General features: G+C 58.4%; 21 protein-coding genes. 6 read left to right on the top strand and 15 right to left on the bottom strand.

The features are described from left to right. Positions 1 to 5: 5 nt before the first annotated feature. Positions 6 to 1,544 carry a GGDEF domain-containing protein gene (locus KFE13_RS03640; RefSeq protein WP_260705820.1) on the bottom strand — a complete coding sequence of 513 codons (1,539 nt, stop codon included), beginning with the start codon at positions 1,542 to 1,544 and terminating at the stop codon, positions 6 to 8. A gap of 189 nt (positions 1,545 to 1,733) precedes the next feature. Between KFE13_RS03640 and miaB the strand changes: the two genes are divergently transcribed. Continuing rightward, positions 1,734 to 3,068 carry a tRNA (N6-isopentenyl adenosine(37)-C2)-methylthiotransferase MiaB gene (gene miaB / locus KFE13_RS03635; RefSeq protein WP_260706900.1) on the top strand — a complete coding sequence of 445 codons (1,335 nt, stop codon included), beginning with the start codon at positions 1,734 to 1,736 and terminating at the stop codon, positions 3,066 to 3,068. Between the two features lie 2 nt (positions 3,069 to 3,070). Further along, positions 3,071 to 3,595: a bifunctional nuclease family protein gene (locus tag KFE13_RS03630; protein ID WP_260705819.1), complete on the top strand. Its 525-nt coding sequence runs from the start codon at positions 3,071 to 3,073 to the stop codon at positions 3,593 to 3,595. A gap of 12 nt (positions 3,596 to 3,607) precedes the next feature. Here the strand turns inward: KFE13_RS03630 and KFE13_RS03625 are convergent, their stop codons facing one another. Together KFE13_RS03625 and aroA are read right to left on the bottom strand one after the other, a co-directional pair. Continuing rightward, positions 3,608 to 4,714 carry a glycosyltransferase family 4 protein gene (locus tag KFE13_RS03625; RefSeq protein ID WP_260705818.1) on the bottom strand — a complete coding sequence of 369 codons (1,107 nt, stop codon included), beginning with the start codon at positions 4,712 to 4,714 and terminating at the stop codon, positions 3,608 to 3,610. After that, a complete protein-coding gene (gene aroA / locus KFE13_RS03620) occupies positions 4,711 to 6,027 on the bottom strand; it encodes a 3-phosphoshikimate 1-carboxyvinyltransferase (protein WP_260705817.1) in 1,317 nt (438 codons plus the stop codon). Before aroA ends, KFE13_RS03625 begins: the two co-directional genes overlap by 4 nt. 105 nt (positions 6,028 to 6,132) lie before the next feature. On the opposite strand from aroA, the gene KFE13_RS03615 reads away from it, so the two are divergent. Beyond that, the gene (locus KFE13_RS03615) at positions 6,133 to 7,218 is read left to right on the top strand and encodes a hypothetical protein (protein ID WP_260705816.1); all 1,086 of its coding nucleotides are present in this window, start codon (positions 6,133 to 6,135) and stop codon (positions 7,216 to 7,218) included. A gap of 5 nt (positions 7,219 to 7,223) precedes the next feature. Here KFE13_RS03615 and KFE13_RS03610 read toward each other — a convergent pair whose 3' ends face one another. Both KFE13_RS03610 and deoC read right to left on the bottom strand, forming a co-directional pair. Then, positions 7,224 to 9,182 carry a SpoIIE family protein phosphatase gene (locus KFE13_RS03610; protein ID WP_260705815.1) on the bottom strand — a complete coding sequence of 653 codons (1,959 nt, stop codon included), beginning with the start codon at positions 9,180 to 9,182 and terminating at the stop codon, positions 7,224 to 7,226. 119 nt (positions 9,183 to 9,301) lie between these two features. After that, complete coding sequence (gene deoC / locus KFE13_RS03605; protein WP_313900679.1) at positions 9,302 to 10,081, bottom strand: deoxyribose-phosphate aldolase; 780 nt, start codon at positions 10,079 to 10,081, stop codon at positions 9,302 to 9,304. Between the two features lie 180 nt (positions 10,082 to 10,261). Here deoC and KFE13_RS03600 point away from each other — a divergent pair, with 180 nt between their 5' ends. Further along, positions 10,262 to 11,338, top strand: coding sequence for an LLM class flavin-dependent oxidoreductase (locus tag KFE13_RS03600; protein WP_260705814.1), 1,077 nt, complete (start codon positions 10,262 to 10,264; stop codon positions 11,336 to 11,338). A 220-nt stretch (positions 11,339 to 11,558) separates the two neighbouring features. Here the strand turns inward: KFE13_RS03600 and KFE13_RS03595 are convergent, their stop codons facing one another. Beyond that, positions 11,559 to 12,395 (bottom strand): HAD family acid phosphatase, encoded by an 837-nt coding sequence (locus KFE13_RS03595; protein ID WP_260705813.1) that lies wholly within the window; start codon positions 12,393 to 12,395, stop codon positions 11,559 to 11,561. Positions 12,396 to 12,460: 65 nt separating this feature from the next. Then, a complete protein-coding gene (hpt, locus tag KFE13_RS03590; RefSeq protein ID WP_260705812.1) occupies positions 12,461 to 13,036 on the bottom strand; it encodes a hypoxanthine phosphoribosyltransferase in 576 nt (191 codons plus the stop codon). 70 nt (positions 13,037 to 13,106) lie between these two features. On the opposite strand from hpt, the gene KFE13_RS03585 reads away from it, so the two are divergent. Beyond that, on the top strand, positions 13,107 to 13,970 hold the full coding sequence (locus KFE13_RS03585; RefSeq protein ID WP_260705811.1) for a prolipoprotein diacylglyceryl transferase: 864 nt from the start codon (positions 13,107 to 13,109) through the stop codon (positions 13,968 to 13,970). An 80-nt stretch (positions 13,971 to 14,050) separates the two neighbouring features. Here the strand turns inward: KFE13_RS03585 and aqpZ are convergent, their stop codons facing one another. The 6 genes from aqpZ to KFE13_RS03555 form a co-directional block, all read right to left on the bottom strand. After that, the gene (aqpZ, locus tag KFE13_RS03580) at positions 14,051 to 14,776 is read right to left on the bottom strand and encodes an aquaporin Z (RefSeq protein WP_260705810.1); all 726 of its coding nucleotides are present in this window, start codon (positions 14,774 to 14,776) and stop codon (positions 14,051 to 14,053) included. Between the two features lie 153 nt (positions 14,777 to 14,929). Further along, positions 14,930 to 15,616, bottom strand: a complete 687-nt coding sequence (locus KFE13_RS03575) for a M48 family metalloprotease (RefSeq protein ID WP_260705809.1) — start codon at positions 15,614 to 15,616, stop codon at positions 14,930 to 14,932. A gap of 21 nt (positions 15,617 to 15,637) precedes the next feature. Next, positions 15,638 to 16,180: a hypothetical protein gene (locus KFE13_RS03570; protein WP_260705808.1), complete on the bottom strand. Its 543-nt coding sequence runs from the start codon at positions 16,178 to 16,180 to the stop codon at positions 15,638 to 15,640. Positions 16,181 to 16,209: 29 nt separating this feature from the next. Then, positions 16,210 to 16,563, bottom strand: a complete 354-nt coding sequence (locus tag KFE13_RS03565) for a hypothetical protein (protein WP_260705807.1) — start codon at positions 16,561 to 16,563, stop codon at positions 16,210 to 16,212. A 242-nt stretch (positions 16,564 to 16,805) separates the two neighbouring features. Continuing rightward, positions 16,806 to 18,158, bottom strand: a complete 1,353-nt coding sequence (locus KFE13_RS03560; RefSeq protein WP_260705806.1) for a tetratricopeptide repeat protein — start codon at positions 18,156 to 18,158, stop codon at positions 16,806 to 16,808. Between the two features lie 161 nt (positions 18,159 to 18,319). Further along, entirely contained in the window at positions 18,320 to 19,243 is a 924-nt protein-coding gene (locus KFE13_RS03555; RefSeq protein ID WP_260705805.1) for a LysR substrate-binding domain-containing protein, read from the bottom strand. Positions 19,244 to 19,314: 71 nt separating this feature from the next. Between KFE13_RS03555 and KFE13_RS03550 the strand changes: the two genes are divergently transcribed. After that, positions 19,315 to 20,469, top strand: coding sequence for an MFS transporter (locus tag KFE13_RS03550; RefSeq protein WP_260705804.1), 1,155 nt, complete (start codon positions 19,315 to 19,317; stop codon positions 20,467 to 20,469). Positions 20,470 to 20,485: 16 nt separating this feature from the next. Here the strand turns inward: KFE13_RS03550 and KFE13_RS03545 are convergent, their stop codons facing one another. Together KFE13_RS03545 and KFE13_RS03540 are read right to left on the bottom strand one after the other, a co-directional pair. Continuing rightward, on the bottom strand, positions 20,486 to 21,490 hold the full coding sequence (locus KFE13_RS03545) for a hypothetical protein (protein WP_260705803.1): 1,005 nt from the start codon (positions 21,488 to 21,490) through the stop codon (positions 20,486 to 20,488). 55 nt (positions 21,491 to 21,545) lie between these two features. Beyond that, on the bottom strand, positions 21,546 to 22,256 hold the full coding sequence (locus KFE13_RS03540) for a PAS domain-containing protein (protein WP_260705802.1): 711 nt from the start codon (positions 22,254 to 22,256) through the stop codon (positions 21,546 to 21,548). Between the last annotated feature and the right edge of the window lie 59 nt (positions 22,257 to 22,315).

Raw genomic sequence — 22,315 nt, 5'->3', positions numbered from 1 at the left:
CCTCACTATGTTTGGGATTGAATCCGCATCGACAGTGCCTGCATCGAGAGGTACTCCACGCGATTCCGTCCCCGCTGTTTCGCCAGGTAAAGCGCACGATCGGCTGCCTCGATCAGAGCGGTTGGTCCCACGGATTCGTGCGAATCATTCAGTGTTGCGATTCCAATACTGATCGTTGCAAACTCTCCCAGCGTTGTTTCGTTGCGAATCTTCAGCTCTCGAACCGAAGCCTGCATTCTTTTGGCAACAATATAGGCGCCTTCGTAATTGGCATCTGCAAGGATGGCAGCGAACTCCTCCCCTCCATACCGTGCGAGCAGGTCATTACTACGAACCAATGCATCGCGCAGGGCACCGGCAATTTCAACCAGACATTGATCTCCACGCCGATGGCCATATTGATCGTTGAGATGTTTGAAGTAATCCACATCGATCAACAGCAGCGATAGCGGATGCTTTAATCGGCTGGCGCGATCGCACTCGATCTCAAGAACCTGATCGAAACGACGGCGGTTCGCAACGCGAGTTAGACCGTCTGTAAGTGATATTTCCTCCAGGCGATCGCGGGCTTCTCGCAAAGCCTCCTGTGATCGTACATAGCGGGTCTGCAGCAACGTAGAACGTAATCCATAAACAACAAACGCAATGGCAATCGAAAATGTGCCAAGGTACAGATGCGGTCGTATGACGAAAAGCCCAAGAGCCAGCAGGGCCAACGTGTAGAAGATGGGACACGCATTGTCGATAAACAAAGTTAGACTGCTCTCCCCGGCAGCATCGAGGCTTGCATGGAATTGCACGGGAGGCAGCAGCGCACATGCTGCGAGCAGCAGAAAAGGTGCGACGACCAGCAGGTCGTATAGTCCAGGTTGCCCTTGTGTTGCCAGATCCGAGATGACCCTGTAGTTATACACAGCTGCGCAGATGGCATAGCTCCATAAAAAGGCAGTCAGTATCTGGTAAAAATGTCGGACCTCTCCTTGTCTGCGCTGGGCAATAAGCCGCAATGTGGCACCGCATGCAAGGATCAGGTTCTGAGCGTTATAGGTCTTCAGAACAAGTGCAGCGGGGATCGGATGTTGTTCCTGATTTAAAAAAGGGAACGATGAAAAGAGACTTACGTGAATGAGGCAGACCGTCAAAATAGCCTGCACCGCATCCAGCGAAAGAAATGCAGCATTCTTTTCGCTTCCCGTAGGCGAGGAGATCGTCAACAGAATGGGCACGCCGTACAGAAGGTATAGGAAGTCGGATAAATAAGCAGTCGTTCCGGGAAGATGCTGCGAAAGATCCTCCCACGCGGCAAATGAGATTCCTGTTGCCCATAGGAATATTCCTGCAGACACCATGGCCCAGTTGAATTTTGTTTGTGTGGGGGTGATCGTCGCCCTGCGAAGGCAGACTGCGAAAGCAAACCATGCCGCAAGCAGCTGGAAAGGATACGAAACGGCCATCCTGTAAGGCGAGGTAGCGAGAAGGCAGACGGCGTATAGAAGAAGATAGCCGACACCCGACAGCCAAAGAAGCCTTGATCGACTCAGCATACTCAACAGGCCCCGCAGGATATTTTCGTCGCGGAAATAGCATAGCACCGCGTCAATTTATATCTGGAGAACCGATCGAATGGGCTGGGGCTAGGCTGAGCGGTGGCGAATATCCTGAAATCTTTGGATTCGCGACGATATACTGGAGGAGTGAGCAAGACGTTTTACATCGAGACCTTCGGCTGCCAGATGAACAACCATGACTCGGAAAAAGTCATCGGTACGCTGGAGCACGAGGGTTACATCCAGGTCTCCGATGAAGCCGAAGCCGGGCTTATTCTCTACAACACCTGTTCGATCCGCGATAAAGCCGAGCAAAAGGTCTTCCATCGCCTGAACGAATACAAGCGCATGCAGGGAGAAGGCAAGAGATTCGCCGTTATTGGTTGCGTGGCCCAGCAGGAGGGCGAGCGGATCTTCGAACGCGCTCCGTATGTTTCCATCGTGGCTGGCTCTGCGTCGTATCGCAATCTGCCGCAGATGCTCACTCGGCTTGAAGCGGGCGAGACACGCATCACTGGCCTCGATGACCGGCAGACGGATGAAACCTTCGATACCGAGTTTACCGTTCGCTCCAACCCACACCGCGGCTACATCACCATCATCGAAGGCTGCGACAAGTTCTGTGCCTACTGCGTTGTGCCGTACACACGCGGCAAAGAGCGTTCCCGCACCTCGGCCTCTGTCCTAGTCGAGGCACGCCGCATGGCCGACCAGGGCTTCACGGACATCCAGCTCCTCGGCCAGAACGTGAACTCCTGGCGCGATCCTTCAGGCCGCCTCAGCTTCGCAGAGCTCCTTAGCGCCGTCGGTAACATTCCTGGCATTCGCCGTGTCCGCTTCACGACCTCGCACCCGCGAGACTTTACGCGTGACATCGTCGAGGTTATCGACGCGACGCCGACCCTCTGCGATCATATTCACCTGCCCGTACAGTCCGGCTCGTCTTCTGTGCTGCATGCCATGTCTCGCGAATACACGCGTGACTGGTACCTCGAGCGCATGAGCTGGATTCACTCAGCCAAGCGAGATATCTCTATCACCAGCGACATGATTGTCGGCTTTCCCGGCGAGACGAACGCCGACTTCGAAGAGACCATCACGCTGCTCAATGCGGTTCGCTATGATGCTGTCTTTGCTTTCAAATTTTCTCCCCGGCCGAATACGCCAGCGGTCACGATGGAGGACAGCATCTCCGAAGAGGTGAAGAACGAGCGCCTGCGTATTCTCAATGATCGCCAGCGCGAGATTCAGCGTGAGCACTATGCGCGCCATCTCGGCCAGCAGGTTGAGGTGATGGTGGAGAGTTACAACCCGGCGCGCGGACAGATCGTCGGGCGCTCTTCGCAGAACAAGACAGTTAATTTCACGATCGCTCCCGAAGCCGAGAAGCCTTCCATCGGAAGCTATCTGCCTGTTTTGATCACGAAGACGATGCCAAACTGCCTCGTCGGAGAAGCCGTTCCCGGTGTGATACCCTTCGAGGCTACCCGGCAGGCTCAACCCTTCGTTGTACTGAATTGACGATGACGACTCAGGCCAATCCCGCCGTAGCGCATGCCCCCGACGAGGTCGAGATGCAGATTCGCGGCCTGATGATGGACCCCGTTACCAACATGCCCATCATCGTGCTGAAGGACGTCGCGAGCGACGCAGTCCTGCCGATCTGGGTGGGCATCTTCGAGGCCAACGCCATCGCGCTTGAGCTGGAAAAGACAGCGACGCCGCGTCCTATGACGCATGATCTGATGCAGAACATGGCCCGCAATCTTAATGCTGAGGTCCGCAAGGTGGTCGTGTCCGAGCTGCGCGACGATACCTTCTACGCCGTCATCTGGATGGATCACGCCGGTGAGACCGTCGCTATGGATGCACGTCCTTCGGATGCCATCGCGCTGGCACTGCGTTGGGATTGCCCGATCTATGTCAATCGTGAGGTGCTCGAGAACTCGCGCCAATCGGCAAGCGGAGCGCAGACAGTCAACGCCGAAGAGATGCGCCGCTGGCTCGAAAACCTTAACGATGACGAGATGGGCCGTTACAAGATGTAGCTGCTTCCTGCCTCAGATCCATCCACAAAGCTCTGTTACTTCGGCTGCCCAGGAGTCTTCGGTCGGCAGGTTCGGCAGCGGAGCGCGCAAATGTTTCCCTTCAATGGCCTGGCCGGTAGCTTGCTCAAGAGACGGCACGATGGCTTCCTCGCCCCCGTGCATAACGGTCGCCCAGGGCGTATCGAGCAGAATATCGCTGACTCCCGATTCACGATGCAGCATGACCGGAATTCCGCGTGAGAGTGCTTCGATGGCTGGAATGCCGTAGCCTTGCACGGCGGGCATCAGAAAAAGATCGGCCTTGTCGTAGAGCTGCTCCAATTCTTCATCGCTGACAAAACCATGGAAGTGAATACGCTCGCCGAGCCCAAGCTGCGCCGCCAGCGCGCGCATCTGCGTCAGCTCCGACCCTTTGCCTGCGATATCGAGTCTCCAGTCGATGCGCGAAGAGAGTGGCACGGGGCGCTGCTCCATCGCTGCGAGCCCACGTACCATCCAGTCGATACGTTTGTTCGCTTCGATGCGTGACACGCTGAACATGCGGAGCTGATCCTGTACGGGACGAAGCCGGAAGCCGTCCTTCTTTACGAGCCCTCCCATGCGAGCGACGACGGCTTCCACTCCGAAGACACGCATCGTCTCCGCCTTCAGATATTCGCTGGTGACAATCGTCTTGCCGCCGCTTTTCAAACCGCGGCTCGTTGCTTTGTCGGAGATCCAGCGAGATGCTCGCCGCTTCAGACTTTTGGCCTCAGCCGCATCGCTGAACAGGCTCGGCGTATCGTGCATCAGGCAATGGAACCCACGTACCTGGGCCAGCGAGGCATGAAGCGCAGGCTGGTAGCCCGACATCAGCGGCTTCGGCCCCATCTTGCGCGTGGCAAAGTATTCGCGCAGTGCGCCGACCTTGTAACGTGCCTCCATCTTTGGGCGTAATTGAACCACGCTGAGCGGATGCGAGGCGAAGCGTTCGAGGCCAACGCGGTCTTCGTAGGTGACAAAATGACTTTCAATGCCGTTCTCGTAGAGCCAGCGTGCCAGTGCAAGACAGCTTCTCTCCGCGCCTCCCATGGCGACGACCTCTGTCATGACGATGGCAGCGGAATACGTTGAGATCATCGCTTGCTCAGCTCATCCAGGAAGGTAAAGAATTCCGGGAACGAGATTGCTGCGGCCTCAGCTCCATGAATCACGTTCTCGCTCGACGCGCGCAACGCGGCAATCGCAAACGCCATCGCAATACGATGATCGCTGCCCGAATCGATCTCAGCGCCGTGCAGTTGCTGATTGCCGGGAATGGCAAGCCCATCTTCGTACTCGGTGAACTCGGCACCCATCGCCTTCAGGTTCTTCGCGACCAGCGCGATGCGATCCGACTCTTTCACGCGCAGCTCCTTCGCATCGCGAATCGTAACGCCATCGCGTGTATAGGGAGCAATTGCAGCAATCACCGGCAGCTCGTCGATGATTTGCGCCGATAGAGCGCCAGAAATCTCAGCGCCCTTCAGGCCCGCGTCATCGCGGTTTACCTGGATCGTGCCGATCGTCTCGCCGTGATGCTCCTCGACCATCAGCACCTTGATCTTGCCGCCAAGCATCGTAATCACGTCCAGCAACGCAGCGCGCGTCGGGTTCATGCCCAGCGAATCCAGCACAAGGTTCGAATCGGGGAAGAGAAGCGCTGCGCACAAAAAGAACGCCGCCGAAGAGATATCGCCGGGTACCGTCGCATCGATCGCTTTCAGCTTTTGTCCACCCGCAATGCTCAGCTTTTCTCCCGTGCGTGTCAGTTTCGCGCCAAACGCTTTGAGCGCATGTTCCGAGTGATCGCGCGTACGCACGGCTTCGGAAAGACTTGTTATCCCATCCGCCTGCAGTCCCGCGAACAAGACAGCCGTCTTCACCTGCGCCGAAGGAATCGGCGTCTCAAAATCAATAGCCTTCAGCGGACCACCGTGAATCGTCATCGGAGCATGGCCATCCACCAGGTCGATCTTTGCTCCCATCGCGGCCAGTGGTTTGCGAATGCGCTCCATCGGTCGCATCGTCAGCGAGTGGTCGCCGATCATCGTGAAGGTGTGCGGATGCGGCGCGATCAAACCGGCCAGCATACGCATCGTGCTGCCGGAGTTGCCGCAGTCCAGATCCTTCTGCGGCTGCTGAAAGACGCCTGCCGCTCCCGTTACTTCAACCTGCGTGCCTGGTCCCTTCACAACCTTCGCGCCCAGCGCCTCCATACAGCCCAGCGTCGAGTGCGGATCGGCCCCCGTCGAAAAGTTCGCAAGCCGGCTGGTGCCTTCCGCAAAGCCTGCCAGCATGGCATAGCGGTGCGAGATGGACTTATCGCCGGGAACAGTGACGGAACCCTGGAAGCTGCGGGCGGGACGAACGACTCTGGTCGTTGAAGCGGGCGGAGTAATCGTAGAAGACATTACTCTTTATCCTAACCGCTCGACTGTCCTCATTGATACACTTCCACCGAACTCAAAACAGATGGGGCCCGGCATCGAACTCTTTCCGATGAGGAGCACAAATCCATGAAAAGTAAATATCTGGCAGCATTTCTTCTGTGCGCTGTTCCCAGCGCACTCTATGCCGATTTCAGCTATACCGAGACAACACAGATTACCGGCGGCTCCATCGTCGGCCTGATGCGAATGGCGGGCGTCTTCAGCCGTCAGGCGCGTCAGGCAGGCGATCCCATCATTTCGACTGTGATGGTTAAGGGAAACCGCATGGTCCGCAGCAACGCGATGCGAACTGAAATTGTTGATCTCGATAAAGAGACGATCACGACGATCGACCATACAAAGAAGCAATACACCACCATGACCTTCCAGCAGATGAAGCAACAGCTGGAGGAGGCGCAGGCGAGGGCAAAGCAGCAACAACAGCAGTCTGGAACAGACACGCCTCCATCGGATGCGGACCTGTCCTTCGACGTCAAGGTGCGTAACACAGGTGCATCGAAGGATGTCGGAGGCGTCAGCACAAATGAGGCAATCCTCAACATGACCATGAACGCCACGGATAAGAAGACGGGCCAGAGCGGCTCGATGGCCATCACCAACGATATGTGGATGGCTCCTGAAGTTCCCGGCTACGACGAAGTCCGTGACTTCCAGCGGCGCTTTGCCACCAGGCTCGGCACGGTCTTCAGTGGAGCGATCAATCCAGCTATGCTGGCCTCGCAGCCTGGAGCAGGGAAGGCCATGGCCGATATGGTCAAGGAGACCTCGAAGCTCAAGGGCATCCCCGTGTTGCAGGTCATGCGCATGGGAACCACGACCGATGGAACACCGCTTCCAGCAGCGTCTGAAGCGCCGCTTCCGCAAACGAACTCGCCACAGACGCCCAGCGCAGGCCAGGTCGCCAAGGACTCAGCCGCCTCCGCCATCACCAGCAAACTGGGAGGACTGGGTGGATTCGGTGGCTTCGGCAAGAAGAAGGCCGATCCGCCTCCGCCTGATCCGAATGCGAACAAGGCCAACGGACAGACATGGGGAGTCCTCGTCGAATCGAACACCGAGATGAGTGGCTTCTCGCAGGCCTCGGTCGATGGCTCGAAGTTCGACATCCCCGCAGGTTACAAGCAGGTCGAAGCAAAGATTGCCAACCAGTAAGCGCGCTACTTCACGCGGAGCACGACGACAGTCTCATCGTCGAAGTGCTCCGTCCCACCCTGAAACGTTGTCACGGCATCCAGAATGGCCTCGGCTGCTGTGTGGGCCGTCGGTTGGCGAAGCGATTTGAGCGCCTTCGCCAGCCGTTCCGTACCGAACATCTCTCCACTCGCATTCTCCGCATCCGGAAGACCGTCCGAGAAGAAGACCAGCATATCGCCAGGCCGCGTCGAGAGCGTGAACTCCTCATACTCCACGTCAGGGAACAGCCCAAGCGGAAATCCCTCCGCCTGAATTGTCTTTACATCCACCGAAGTCCGCGACCCGCTCGAATTGAACGAAACAAACAGCGGTTGTACCGAGCCTGCATTCGCCACCTGGATCGTCTGGTTCGAATCGTCCCACAGCGCGATCAGCATCGTCACATACTGCGAATCCAGCTTGCGTTCCTGCAGCTGATCGTTCAACTCGCCCAGCAGCGCCGCAGGCGAAAGCTGTTGCGAGGCCAGTGACCGCAGGATGCCGCTCACCAGCGCCGCATACAACGCAGCCGGAGCCGCCTTGCCGCTCACATCGCCGACTGCCAGCGCAACACGCCCTGGCCCATAGTCCAGAAAGTCGTAAAGATCGCCGCCGATCGAGCGAGCCGCATAAAACCGTGCCGCAAACTCTGCATGATCCAGCGGAGGAGGACTCGGCGGCATCAGCCGCAGTTGTACCTTGCGCGCCATGTCCAGATCGCGCTCCATCCGCTGTTCTTCCTCGTGGATGCGCTGATACAGCCGCGCATTCGCAATCGAGATAGCCACCTGTGCCGCCAGCGTCGTCAGCGTCCGCTGGTGGTCTTCGTTGTAGTAGTTCACCCTCGTGTGCTCAAGGTCGATGACGCCGATGACCTTGCCCTTATAGATCAGCGGCACCGAAAGCTCCGACCGCGTCTCCGGGTTTGCCGCCACATACCGCGCATCCTTCCGCACATCCGGAGCCAGAATCGGCTCGCGAAGTTGCGCCGCAGTACCGATAATTCCTTCGCCCAGCGAGACCGTTCTCTCCCGCGTCACTCTCTCGCCATAGCGTGAGCTGAACCGATGCTCGAACTGCTGCGTCCGTTCGTTCCACAGCAGAATCGTAAACATCTGGAAGTCGATTACCCGCTTCAGCAGGTGTCCAATGCGCTCCAGCAGATCATCCAGATCGAGAATGCTCGTAATCTCGCGCGAGATCTCGTTGAGCACCGTCAGCGTCTGCGCCTGCCGCGACACACGCGTATACAACCGCGCATTTTCCACGGCCACCGACACACGCGAAGCCACCAGCTCCAGCAGACGCATGTGCTCCTTGGTGAAGAAGTCCGTTGTCTCCGACTCGATATCCAGCACGCCGATCACACGGTTCTTCACAATCAGCGGCACCGCCAGCTCCGACCGCACATTCGGATTGGCCGCAATATAGTGCTCGTTCTTCGAGACGTCTTCCACCAGGATCGACCGTCGCTGCAGCGCAGCTTGCCCTACGATCCCATGGCCCATCTTCACACGTGTGCGTTCGATCTCCGGTGTATGCCCGATCTGGAAGCGCATCCATAGCTCCTGCGTGCGGTCGTTCAGCAACAGGATCGCGAAGATGCGATAGTCGATCACCGCGCGCACCAGGTCGGCTACCCGATGCATGAGCGTGTTCAGGTCCAGCGTTGCATTCAGCGCATCCGCCAGGGTGTGAAGAAACTCAACCTGATGCACTGGCTCTACGCGGATATTCGGTGCCTGCGGTGCTACAGTCTCCTCGCCGCTCGGTCGGTAGTCCCCCTCAAAGGTGTGGCTCGCCTGGCCTGACGCCTGCGCCGCGACGGCAGCCGCACTCGTGCGACGCTGTTTGCTTGTCGCTGCGGGCTGATTGTCTGCCGTTTTATTGTCCGCCGCGGCCTGTTTCTGTTCCGCTGCGGTGAGCTTGGAGTCCGTAGACATACGAAGAGCCGATGATACTACTGACGAGGCTGTGGGACTTCAGGTTTTCTACCAGGGATATGTCAGTTCAGGTTCATCGCCGCCCGCCCCGCGCAGGCAAACGATGCGACCGCTTCTATCTAATAGCCTGCCGCAGCCGCTGCAGCAGACTGGTCCACGCCGGCAAGCTCGTTCACGATCTTCACGCTCGCGCTTGCTCCTATGCGCGTCGCGCCCGCCCCCAGCATCGCTGTGGCATCGGCCAGCGATCGCACGCCTCCCGAAGCCTTCACGCCCGCGCGGTTCCCGGCAACGCTGCGCAGCAACGCAATGTCGTCCACCGTTGCACCGCCGGTCGAAAACCCGGTCGAAGTCTTCAGAAAGTCCGCCCCAGCCGAAAGCGCCAGCTCCGAGGCCCGCAGCTTTTCTTCATAAGTCAGCAGGCATGTCTCCAGAATCACCTTCACAATCGCGCCCGCGCCGTGTGCCAACTCCACCACGCCGCGAATGTCCTGCTTCACGGCTTCATAGTCGGCAGTCGTCGCGCTCTTCAGCAGGCCGATGTTCAGCACCATGTCCACGTCGTGCGCGCCATACTTCAGCACCCGCGCCGTCTCATCCCGCTTCGAGGCCGAAAGCGTCGCTCCAAGTGGGAAACCGATGACGACGCCAACCGGAACCCCCGTCCCCTTCAGCGCCTCCACTGCGAGCTGCACCCACGTCGGATTCACCATGGCGCACGCAAAACCGTGGTCAGCCGCTTCATGGCAGATCTGCAGCACCTGCGTCCGCGTAGCATCCGGCTTCAGCAGCGTATGGTCCAGCACGGCAGCAAGATTTTTAGGAGAAGAGAATGCATGAGCGGTAAAGGCTTTGGCGTCGAAGATCTCAGATGCAGTCGGTGACAGGGTGCTCATCATTCTCCTTCAGGCGGCGTGTTCTTTACGCCGGTCTGTTTCTATCATACGAACGAAAGGGCTGTCTGGCCGCAGCCGGGCTGTGGATACCTCAAGGGCCAGCGCATCAATGCTTTGACGCACAACCTGGAAAGAAGTACATCGTTTGAGATTCGTCGAAGCGTCCCTCCGCATCTGATATCTATGACCGCACCAAAGCGAGAATTGCGGCTGTCTGTCCTCGACCAGTCGCCTGTACCGGCAGGTTTTGCGCCCGCCGACGCATTGCAAAACTCCATTGCCCTGGCTCGCCTCGTCGACAACCTTGGCTACACGCGCTTCTGGATGTCCGAGCATCACTCCATGGACACCCTCGCCTGCACTGCGCCCGAGATTCTGCTCGCGCGCATCGGTGCCGAGACCTCCCGCATCCGCATCGGCTCCGGCGGAATCATGCTGCCGCATTACACGCCCCTCAAGGTGGCCGAAGTCTTCCGCACCCTCTATGGCCTCTATCCCGGTCGCGTCGATCTTGGGCTGGGCCGTGCTCCTGGAGGCGGCCCGTCGGAGACCATCGCGCTGCGCCGCAGCCGCAAGGCGCCCATGGAAGATGACTTCCCCGAGCAGGTCACGGAGCTGCTCGCCTTCTTGGAAGAAGATTTTCCCGAGAATCACCCCTTCAGCCGGGTCAAGGCCATGCCCGCCCCCGTGCAGAACGGCCACTACGCGGGGCCCGAGGTCTGGATGCTTGGCTCCAGCATGTGGAGCTCCGCCGCAGCCGTCGAGTTTGGCCTGCCCTATGCCTTCGCGCATTTCTTCTCGCCCGTCAAAACCCGCGAAGCCATCGAAACCTACATCCGCCACTTCCGCCCCGGCATCCGTCTGCCTCAGCCCGAGGCTACCGTCGCCGTCGGCGTCATCTGCGCTGAAACTGACGAAGAGGCAGAGTACCTCGCCTCCAGCGTCCGGCTCCTGCAGCGCCGCATCCGGCTCGGCGACCGACGCCCCATCGCAGCTCCGGAGGACGCCCTTCGCGAGCTGCACGCCTACGCCGATGTCCCCATGGAAGAGGGCGAGTGGCCTCGCTACTTCGTCGGTTCGCCATCGCATGTGCGCAACCAGCTTGAAGACATGGCCTCCCAACTCGGCATCAACGAGCTGATCGTCAACACCATCGTCTGGGATCAGGCAAAACGCCTCCGCAGCTATGAGCTTCTCGCGCACGAGTTCAATCTTGTCAAGCCCCCTGAAATGCTAACCACCACAATCCAAAGGGAATAAACTGATTTAAAAGTGCCGGTTTACCCTTCCGGTTTTGCTAGACTTAAGAAGTAGGCGAAAAAAGCCGGAAAAATGCCCCGTCCAGCCAGGATCGGGGCGTTCTCTTTTAGAATCAAGATTTTTGATGCTAACTCGAATGAATTCAATATTTTACCTTGTGCAAAACGCATAAAGTATTGAATCGAGGCAATTTGTGGAGACTGAGGGGAGGGGGAGGGGGTCACGGCAGGAAGTAGAACGGATTGGGCAGCTTCACGCTGACCTCTGCCGCAGGACTCCCATTCAGGTCGCTCCACTGATCGCCGACGCTCAGAACGATGCGGTAATGCTGGTCCACAATCTTCTGCCGCTCATGCGACTTGTACCACGTCGTATCCAGCGTCCGTTCCTCTTCATCGCGAAGGATCAGACCCTTCCAGTTGTCGTATCCCGCGAGCTTCAAATTACGCGCCGTTGCCTCGTACTGCTCATGCGAACGGCCCGTGATGAAGAACACAGCGATCTTGTTGGCCAGCGCCTCGTTGTAAAGCTCCAGTGTTCCCGGAATCGCAATCGAAGCATCCGGCGAAACCAGCCACTGGTTATATTGCATGGCATTGAAGCCGAAGCCCTCGCGTTGCAGCTCGCAATACGACGACATGCTCGTCTCATCGATGTCCAGCACCATCGCCAGCTTTTCATCCCGCTTGCGAGTCGCCGCCAGACGTTTCAGCTCTGCCTTCGCGCGATCGAGCTGAGCCTGCAGATCGATCCAGTAGCAGTGCGCTGCATCCTTGCAGCTCGCATACTCGGCGATGCGATAACGCACGATGCCGAAATTCTCCGGCTCCGGCATCGAGAGGAAGCCAGCCTGTTTACGGCCGTCTTCATCCATCCGCAGCGCCTCGGCTTCGGAGACGGACTTCGGGTCGTGCGGCCCCGGCTGACGCTTCGGATTCGGAACATCGTGTGAGACGCTGCACGTCACCGGGATCGTAACGCCCTGCGGCTGCTGCGAACTCGTCAGCGCAGGCGTCAGAAACAAGAGCGTGACGAGAAACGAGATTTGGCGGGTCACGTGAGTCTCCTTGAGTGCTCAGTATTTGCTGGATACGCGGGCCCAGGGGAGATGGACGCGACTGCTTAGTGTGCCGCGTCTTCCGGGAAGATCCGAATATCTTCCACGCCGCGATAACGCTCGGCATAGTCCATGCCATAGCCAATCACGAAGCGGTTGGGAATCTTGAAGGCGACGTAATCCGCTTCGATCGGCACCAGCCGGCGCTCCGGCTTATCGAGGCACGTCGCGATCTTCAGCGACGCCGGCTTGTGCTGCAGCATCAGGCCGCGCAGATAATTCAGCGTCAGGCCGGTGTCGAGAATGTCCTCGACGATGATCACGTGCTTGCCCTCAATGGGGTTGTCGATGTCCTTGATCAGCTTGACTGCGCCGGAAGAGACACGCGCGCGGCCATAGCTCGAGACGGCAACGAAGTCGAAGGTGTTATCGACCTTGATGGCGCGTGCAAGGTCCGAGAGGAAGATGGCAGCGCCCTTGAGTACGCCGATCAGCACGACGGACTGGCCTTCGTAATCCTTTGATATCTGTGTGCCGATCTCCTTCGTGCGAGCGGCGATCTCTTCTTTCGAGAACAGAACATCCATGGTTTCGGGCGAAGGGAAAAAGGCGGTCGGTGCGGGGGCTGTGCTGGATGGCATAAAGGCAGGTTAACGCGAAGACGGCCTTCGGGCCAAGCCTCGCCTATACTTTTATGAGTAAGCGAGGATTATGTATCCGTATATCGATCTAGGCCCGGTACACCTGGGAACATTCGGGTTGCTGCTGTGGCTGGCTGCCGTAGTGGCAACCATCGTGCTCCACAAAAACTTCATACGCAACGGCGTCGACGCCGACGCGCTCAGCATCGTAGCCTTTGTCGTCATCGCCGGAGTGATCGGCGCCAAAACCTGGCACGAACTGCAGAGCCTGGGCGAGTTGCGAGCGTCCCTGCGTCAGATCGCCGCTCCCGGCTGGAGCCATCCGCTGGATGTGCTGATGGGCTTCCTGCATTGGTTTCAGGCAGGATTCGCCTGGTTTGGCGGTATGCTCGCCGGGATCGCCATGCTGATGTGGCAGGGACGAACGGCCCGATTCAAGGGGGCGCTTGAAGGGACGCTCGGCGAAAGAGTCGGTCCCATTCGTATGCTCGACCTTGCTGCTCCCGCCGCGGCCATCGGTTATGGCGTGGGTCGAATCGGCTGCCTGCTCTCCGGAGATGGCGATTACGGCATCAAGACCACGCTGCCGTGGGGTGTGCACATGAGGCCGGACGCTCTGGTGCCTACGCCAGATCTGGTGCAACCGACACCTGTCTACGAGTTCCTGTTTGCTGTAGTTCTTGCATGGTGGCTCTGGCAGCGTGGCAAAAAGCATCTGCCGATAGGCGTGCTCACCGGCGAGTACCTCGTCCTGAGCGGTATCGGACGTTTTCTGGTGGAGTTCGTACGCATCAACCCAAGGCTCTACTGGGGCATGAGCAACGCGCAGGTTGCAGCCCTTGGCTCAGTTGTCGCAGGGGCGCTTCTCGTCGTTGTCGCGCGATCGAAGAATGTGCAATGGGCTCCCGAGATCGCCGAAGATTCAAGAGTGTAATCGGATATCAACTTTGTGTCGCAAATAATTCGGCCCGCTTGAAGATCATGCAAGCGGGCCGGTTACCTTGAAGGGGTTGGCTAGCGCGACAGCTCTTCGCGAACAGGAGCCTGTGGAGCCGCGAAGAAAAAGTTCGAGATCAGACCACCGACAATGGCTCCCACAATGGGAGCAACCCAGAAGAGCCAGAGCTGGCTCAACGCCCAGCCTCCGACGAACAGCGCCGGGCCGGTCGAACGGGCAGGATTCACCGAGGTGTTCGTCACCGGAATGCTGATCAGGTGAATCAGCGTCAGGCAGAGGCCGATAGCGATGGGGGCGAAGCCCTTCGGCGCACGTTCATCGGTCGCACCGAGAATAACGAGCAGGAAGAACGCCGTCAGCACGACTTCGGCGATGAAGCATGCCGCCAGGTTGTATCCCCCAGGAGAATGCAGACCGTATCCGTTCGAAGCAAAGCCGCCTGCGAGCGAAAAGCCATCCTTGCCGCTGGCGATCAGATAAAGCACACCCGATGCAGCAATCGCACCGGCAACCTGGGCAACGATATAAGGCAGAAGCTCAGAGGCAGGGAAGCGCTTGCCCACCACGAGTCCGACCGAAACAGCCGGATTCAGATGGCAGCCCGAGATGTGGCCGATAGCATAGGCCATCGTCAGCACGGTAAGGCCGAAGGCAAAAGCGACACCCACAAATCCGATGCCGAGTTGCGGAAAGGCGGCGGCCAGGACCGCGCTGCCGCAGCCTCCGAAGACAAGCCAGAAGGTCCCGAAGAACTCAGCAGATGCACGTTTGAAAAGCGGCATAGAGCAACTCCTCCCAATTTCCCGTTCGTAGTTTGTTATTTAGTGGGCCCGGAACTGCATTTAAGGATTGCGACCGAAAGCAGGAGTTCCGGACGGAAGGATGCTATCACGACTCAGCGCCGCAGCGGTTGAATATTCTTCTGGCTCAAGGGGTTAGAGGCGCCGCAAATATGCCTTCGCCTCTTCGAGATGAGGGAAGAGCCGTTCCTCGGCTTGAAATTCTCGTGAGTGCACACAGCGGCGGCCTGCCTTTACGCGCACAGGATGCTTGAGGTGCAACATCTCGTGATAGAGCAGATATTCGATAGCAGCGCGCGGCGTGTCCGGGCGATCGAAGACGCGACTGACGACGATGGTGTTGTGCGCGGCATCGTAGTGCCCGAGCATGCGACGGGCGTGATGCGCGCTCCACGTCAGGATAGGTTTTCCCAACAGGCCATGGAAGAAGCGGGCGTTGAGCGAGTCGAAGACCTCGTTGAGGTCGAAATGGTGTCCTTGCGGTGTGAGGATGCGTTTGCGTCCACGCGTCTGTCGCACATGCTCTGCCTGCCGTGAGACGGCTTCTGAAGAGACGTGACGGCGATAGCGGTCTGCGTGGCTGGGCGCGATCGGCTTGCGATACAGCTTTGCCAGCAGGATATGCGCGATCGCATGATGGACCGAATCCGGCGCATGTTCGAGGATGTCCGACAGGCGAACGTGCAGCCGTCCTTCGCGAAGTCGAATCGTTGTATTGAGAGAGGTGAAGCGGCGAAAGCGGATATCGAATGGAGGCATCGGAGCGCGCGGGCGCAGCTCACGATACTGCTCTTCAAAGATTGCGACGAGGGGAGATGACACTGTAGCTCAAGTTTACATCTGCTAGCGGGGATGGTTTTCCATCTGTGCCGGCTCCTCTTTTTGAGGAGGATGGTCCGCGAACCACTTCTTCTGTTCGTCGAGCATCTCAGTCGCGGCCTCGCGAAGATCGCGGATCGATTCGAGCGCAATCTTCCGCGAAACGTTATAGAGATCGTTGTCAGGAGGCGTCCTTACTGTTGTGCCCCATCGCTCCGTTGCTTCGATGAGTTTTGGGAGCGCCTTGCGGATGTCGCGATGACGCGGACCGTAGTCATCGAGGTTGTCGTTCAGCTCATCCGCCAGCGCCGCGAACTGCTCCAGCAGATCGTGCGTATCCTGTTCGCGTCCGGGACGCCGCGGTTTGGCGTACATATCCTGCAGCGCTTTAATGCGGACATCGATCAGTTTGATGAAGGTCATGACGCGATCATTGGCGACATAGGCCGAATCACGAAGCTCCTCGACTTCTTTTTCCGAGAGGTTCACTTCACCGCGCTGCGCATGTGCCGAAGAGGTCAGGCCGGCCAGCACGATAAAGGCGATAAGCAGGGATCGACGGAGCATGGTGGAGATTGTAGGCCAATCGACGGATCTTAGTGGTTGAAGACCTGAGTCAACAACTCATTTTGCACCTGATTCAACTGCTTCAGCGCCGCCTGCAAAGTTGGCCTGTCCTCGGACGAGGCGCGATGCAGATACTCATTCAACCGATAAGTTGTGTGATGCATCAGCATCTCGGCATTCTTCAGCCGCTTGGTATCACGGGCGAGATTCATATGAATCATCTCCGCATATTTCGCGACTTTCTTCAGTGTTACGCTGGCGCGGTCGGTGTCGCCGTCGAGTATTTGTTTCCCTGCTATTTCAGTCATAGCCGAAACCAGCTCGGTATAGAGGAAACATTGCTCGCGGGGGTTAGCCTGCTCGGCACGCTGCTCAAGCTGCATAAGCGCCTGCTCGTCGAGAAGGACCGATTTGTCGATTCCTCCTGCTGCCGCGTGAAGAGAAACGCAGAGCGAGAGGAGGAAACATAGAGGTAAAAGCCGTTTGATTACTTGCATAACGCACCTCGTTGGGAGCGTCTGGCTTCATAACTTCATGGAGTCGAGACTGGTTTGTCTAAACTTTTGCTGCCGTTTTTGTACCGCTTCCGGTACCGCCTTTCAATACATCGTTTCTGCTATGCCGGTTACTTCATGTGTTCGAGGGATACGAGGCGGTGTTTTGCCTCCCACTCCTCGTCAGGATATTGCCCTTTCGCCACGGAAAGGAACTGTTTGTACAGGTCAGACGCCTGCTTGACCTGGTGGAGTTTATCGTGCGCCGTAGCCGCTAGGAATAGTGACGACGGTGTTTGAGCCAGCACTTTATCACGCAGCTCAAGCGCGCGCAAGGTCGTCGTCGGGTCGTTGTTGGCCGAGGCGGCGAAGGCCAGGTGGCTGGCGGCGACGCCGTAGGCCTGTGGCGTGGGAAAGGCTTTAGGATCAGCGATTGCGCGTTGGAGCAGAGGCTGGGCTTCGCCGGATCGGTGGAGGCGGATGAGGATATCGGCCTGGTCGTCGAGCAGCGTCGGGTCGTTGGGTGAAGCGGCGGAGAGTGCTGCCACCAGAGGCAGCGCCTTGTCGTACTGACCGTTGCGGCTATAAAGGCGGGCAAGCAGGCGGACAACGGAGGCGTCCTGCGGATTGGCGGCGTGGAGCTTTTCGACGATAGGAAGGGCTTTGGCCGCGTTGGCGGGATTTTCGTCCGACTCGTAGAGCGAAGCCAGTTGTGCATTCAGAGCAGGATCGTCAGGATGTTTTTTAAGAGCAGCGTTCAGCAGAGGTTCAGCCTGATCGGTCTTTTTTTGCTGAAGCAGAAGATGAACAAGCGCAGCGGTCGCTTCTGCATTATCCGGATCGGCGGCGATGAGGCGGCGGAACGCAGCTTCGGCTGCGGCGGGATCGTTGTTCGCCTGAGCCAGTTCGCCCGCGAGCAGGATGTCGTCGGGAGTTTCGGGGGTGAGCTTGAGCGCCGCGAGCAGCTCATCGCTTGCGCCCGAAGGATTGCCAGGCTGGTCGATCCGGGCCATGGCGCGATACGCGCGGCCGCGAAGTGCAGGATCGCCATTGGGAATCGCAGCAGCAGCGGCTAATTCGGTATGCGCTTCGGCGGTTTTTCCGGTGCGAGCCAGTAGAAGGCCGAGGGCGAGGTGTGGCTCCAGCAGGTTCGGGCTGGCGGCGATGGCGCGACGATAGCTGCCTTCGGCTTGTGGCGTCTGGTCGAGGGCGTCCTGAGCAGAGCCCAGGTTGTAGAGCACCTGCGCATCGTTGGGGTTTTTCTCCGCGAGTGTAGAGAGGAGCTTTGCGGCTGTTGCGTAGTCGCCTTTTTGCAGGGCTTCGCTGGCCTGCATACGCAGCGGGTCCTGCTGGCGCTCGGAGGCAGCGTCCCGGGTCCCGGCAGGAAGCTGGGCATGGAGCGCTGGAGTAAAGATGATGGCCAGCAAGAGCAGCGCCGGTCCGGCGATGGTGGTTCGTCTGAGGTATTGCAATGTCCGGGACATCCGGTGGGCCTCCCTCCCCGTACAAAAGTGTGCAAAGTATTCAAACGATGCCACTTGTTGGGGTACCCCTGTTTTGGAACAGCCCCGATCCAGTTTAAATCGAAAAGCCCGGCGGATGTGCCGGCCCTACTTCTTTCCCTCATTTAAGTTTACTGGTGGCGTCAAGACTTTCTCTGTGGAAAAACGCGCGCATCTGGCTCTGGCGCAGCTTTGACGATAGCTGTGACGATTTCGGCGAAGGAGCGCACCCGTTGCCATCGGTCCTTTCTCCATGCCATGCCGATCTTCCACTTGGCCGCGGGCGTAACGAGAGGAACAAAGCGGACACCGGGCACACGCATGCGGCGCGCGGTAGAGGGAACCAGGCTGACGCCTAGTCCCGCTCGCACGAGGTTCAATACGGTGAAGAGTTCGCTGGCCTCTTGAATGACATTCGGGGTAAAGCCTGCCGCCGAGCAGACGCTGAGGGTGTGCTGGCGGAAGGTGTTGGAGATGGACGAGGCGATAAGGACGAACGGTTCGTTGCGCAAGTCTTTGAGCCGGATATGTGTCTTGGTGAAGCGCGTATGTGCGACGGCGATGAGAAGCTCTTCTTCAAGGATGGGTACGACCTCAAGGCCAGAAGCTGTGACGGGCAGACGGACGAAGCCGAGATCGAGGATGCCTTCAAGCAAGCCTTCGATTTGTGTGCGTGAAGCGAGGTCGTGCATCTCGAGCATGACGTTGGGGAAGTTTTTGCGGAAGGCGATGACGGCTCGAGGGAGCAGGTCACCAAGCGTGGCGATGCCGAAGCCGATGCGCAGGCTGCCGAGCTCGCCGCGTGTGGCTTGACGGGCGAAGGACTCCCATGCGGCAGCGTCGTACATCAGCGTGCGGGAACGTTCGCGCAGGGCTTCGCCGGCGGAGGTGAGCTCGACGCGCCCGGTGGTGCGTTCGAAGAGGCGTCCGCCGATCTCTTCTTCGAGCCGCTTGATCTGCTTGGTGAGTGCAGGCTGCGAGATGTTGAGCCGCTTGGCGGTGCGTCCGAAGTTGAGTTCTTCGGAGAGAACCACGAATGCACGCAATGTGTCGAAGTTTAGGCTCATTCCATTAGGTTATCAGTGGATGGTAAAGATTTCATCAATCGGAATGAGGCAATCGGCTGTCTAATAAAGGTATGCGGATTCAGTGGCCAAAGTGGGCGCTTGCAACGTTGTTCCTGGTGGATGGGACGGGATTTGGCTTGTGGGCGGCGCATGTACCGGTCTTCAAGCAGAATCTGCACCTTGGAAATGGCCAGTTGAGCGCAGCATTGCTGAGCCTGGTGGGTGGCGCGATTCTGACGATGCCGGTGATGGGCCATTTGATCGAGCGGTTCGGCAGCAGGACAGTCATTCGCGTTGTTGCATTGGCGTATGTGGCGATGCTGGCCTTATTGGCCGAGGCAAACAGTTATGCTGTGCTGATTCTGTTTGCCGGGATGTACGGCGCGGCGAAGGGGGCACTCGATGTCACGGTGAACGCGCAGGCGATTGCCGTGGAACAGCACTATGGCCGTTCGAGTATGAGTCTGCTGCAGGGATGCTGGAGTGTGGGTGGATTGCTTGGCGCCAGCATGACGAGTGTGCTGTTGAAGCATGGAATGCCACTGCGCTTCAATATGTCGGTCGGCGCAGCTTTGATGGGAGCCGCGGTGCTGGCCGTTCTGTCGCTTCTGGTGGAGGAGGAGCGCAAGCCGCATCAGAAGACGAAGTTCGTCTTTCCGGACGCAGCGTTGCTGAAGCTGGCGATGATTGCGTTCTTCGGATTATTTGCTGAAGGCGCGATAGGCGATTGGGCTGCGGTGTACCTGCGTTCGAGTTTGGGGGCGAGCCTGTCGGCAGCTGCGGCGGGCTATGCGACGTATGCGATCTCGATGGCGAGCGGGCGCTTTCTCGGCGACTGGCTCATCGGAAGATTCGAGGACAGGACGATCCTGATTGGCAGCGGCTTGCTGATCGCGGCGGGATTCGGCTGCACGCTGGTGTCGCATTCGCTGGCCGTTGGTGTCTTCGGGCTGGTGCTGACGGGAGCAGGCGTGGCCAACATCATTCCTGTGATCATGACGCTGGCGGGAAGAAACACGCGCATGGGCGCAGGCCCGGCGATCTCGGCGCTGTCGACGATCGGATACTTCGGGTTCCTGGCGGGGCCTCCATTGATTGGATGGCTTGCGGTGGGATTGGGCCTTGGGAAGGCGTTGGTGCTGGTGGTGATTGCAGGTGTGGTGGTTGCGCTAGGGCCAGTGCTCTTTTCGATCAGGCAAGAGACGGCGGTCGAGGTGGGAGCCTAAGGAACGAGGGCGACGACTACCACATAGGAGCAACGGCTTCTTGACGGAAGACCGGTGCAGGCGCCCCAGCATTGTGAAGATGGATGATGGACAGATAGGGCTGGACTTGAGCATCGTAGATGACAGTGATGGGGCCTGCGCGTCCATCGAAGCCATTGGATCCGTCCTGACCATTACGTCCATCATGGCCGCTCTGTCCGTTGGGTGAGCCGATTCCTCCGGAGCCACCACGCCCTCCGCGTCCTCCACTCCCGCCGCGTCCTCCAGAGCCGCCGCTCGACGTTATGGTGAGAGAACCGCCTTGTGGATCGACGAGGTAATAGTGTGTTCGATAACTCGGTGCCGATACCTCGATTTGAAGGAGAGGATGTGATGTAGAACGCAGAGCGATGCGGACTTCGACAGGAGGTGCATCCCCTCCGGATCCGCCATTGGAGCCATCGGTCCCGTCGCTTCCATCGCTACCGGCTCCTCCTGCAGTTGGGTTATTGAGATCGATGGAACCGGAAGTCCCGCTGATGCCATTTGTACCGTTCAGGCCATCCAGTCCGTTTGATCCGCTGATTCCGGAAACTACAGGGCTGAAGGCGTAGTCGTAGCCAATAGGAACGTCGAGGTCGTAGAGAAGATTGGAATGGCTGGGCACGGTCACCGTGATGTGGCCTGTCTTGCCATCGGTGAAGATGGGGTCTTCTGTAAGTGAGACGACTCCTTTGTTATTGACGGAAACGATGCTGGCGGTGATAGCGAGGTCCTTCCAAGGGACGTCATCTTTACCTTTGCCATTGGTGGTGAGAACGCGGCCGTCAGGGGTTGTGAGCTGAACGACCAAAGGGGTCTTCTGCCCCGGTGCTATATGCGGGACGGTTAGATGGGCGCTGATTGAGGCAAGCGGTGTGGCAGCCAGTGGAGGGACCTGGCCAAGCCTGTATTGGACAGGATGGCACCCGGTAAGAAGCAGGAAGGCCGATGCCAAAGATATTGCAGTCAACAGGATGTGTGGCGGTAGGGAACGACGCATAGACGGGAACTACGATACTGCATTTTGCTTCGCCGTAATGGATTGCAGCGCAATTTCAGGATTTCATGCGATGGATGGCGGCGTTGAGACGCGTGGTGAGCATGGGTCGGTTGGCCAGCCCTGTTAAGAGGCCATACTCTGCCAGGAAACTGGCGCGGTCGTGTCCCTGTTTCTGTCGGGTAATGTCGCGGCTGGTGATGGCGATGCCATCTCCCAGTTTGACCGCGTGAACATGCAGCCAAGTGGCGGTAATGCGGTCATCGTCCAGGTACACCTCGCCGTCGTAAGGTATGCCGGTGCGAACCACTTCCTGATATCGGGCGATCAGTCCTTTAGTAACGGCAACGGGGCGGACCTCGGAAAGCGCACGTCCAAGCAGGTTTTCGCGCTGCGCCCGCAGGCGGCGCTCTGCGACGGGATTGATGTAGGCGAAACGGAAGTCGACGATCTGACCTGAGGCGTCCGGGATGCCGGAGAAGATGTAAAAGTCGTCGATACTGTTTTCGGCGGCGGCGACAAAGCTCTCTTCATCCACCATCGCCGGGGCAGGTCCCCTGAGTGCACGCTGAATCCGTGGAAGAGCGTCTACGGTAAAGAGGATCGCTACGGCCGCACTGAAGAGCTCGATCCAGAAATTTTTGAGCGAGGGTAGGACGTGGTTCGCAAATAGCTGAACCGCAAAGAACACGGCAAAGGCAGAAAACAGGACGACGATAACCTGTTCCGGAGGGCAAATCCGTCTCGACTTGGCCACAAGCTTTTTCATCGATTCCCTCCGATTAATACAGATGTTTCGATGTCGTCAAATACCACAGAAGCGTAAGT

This window comes from Edaphobacter flagellatus (genome assembly GCF_025264665.1).
GTDB classification, from domain to species: Bacteria; Acidobacteriota; Terriglobia; order Terriglobales; family Acidobacteriaceae; genus Edaphobacter; species Edaphobacter flagellatus.
This window is presented reverse-complemented; position numbering and strand designations above follow the sequence as displayed.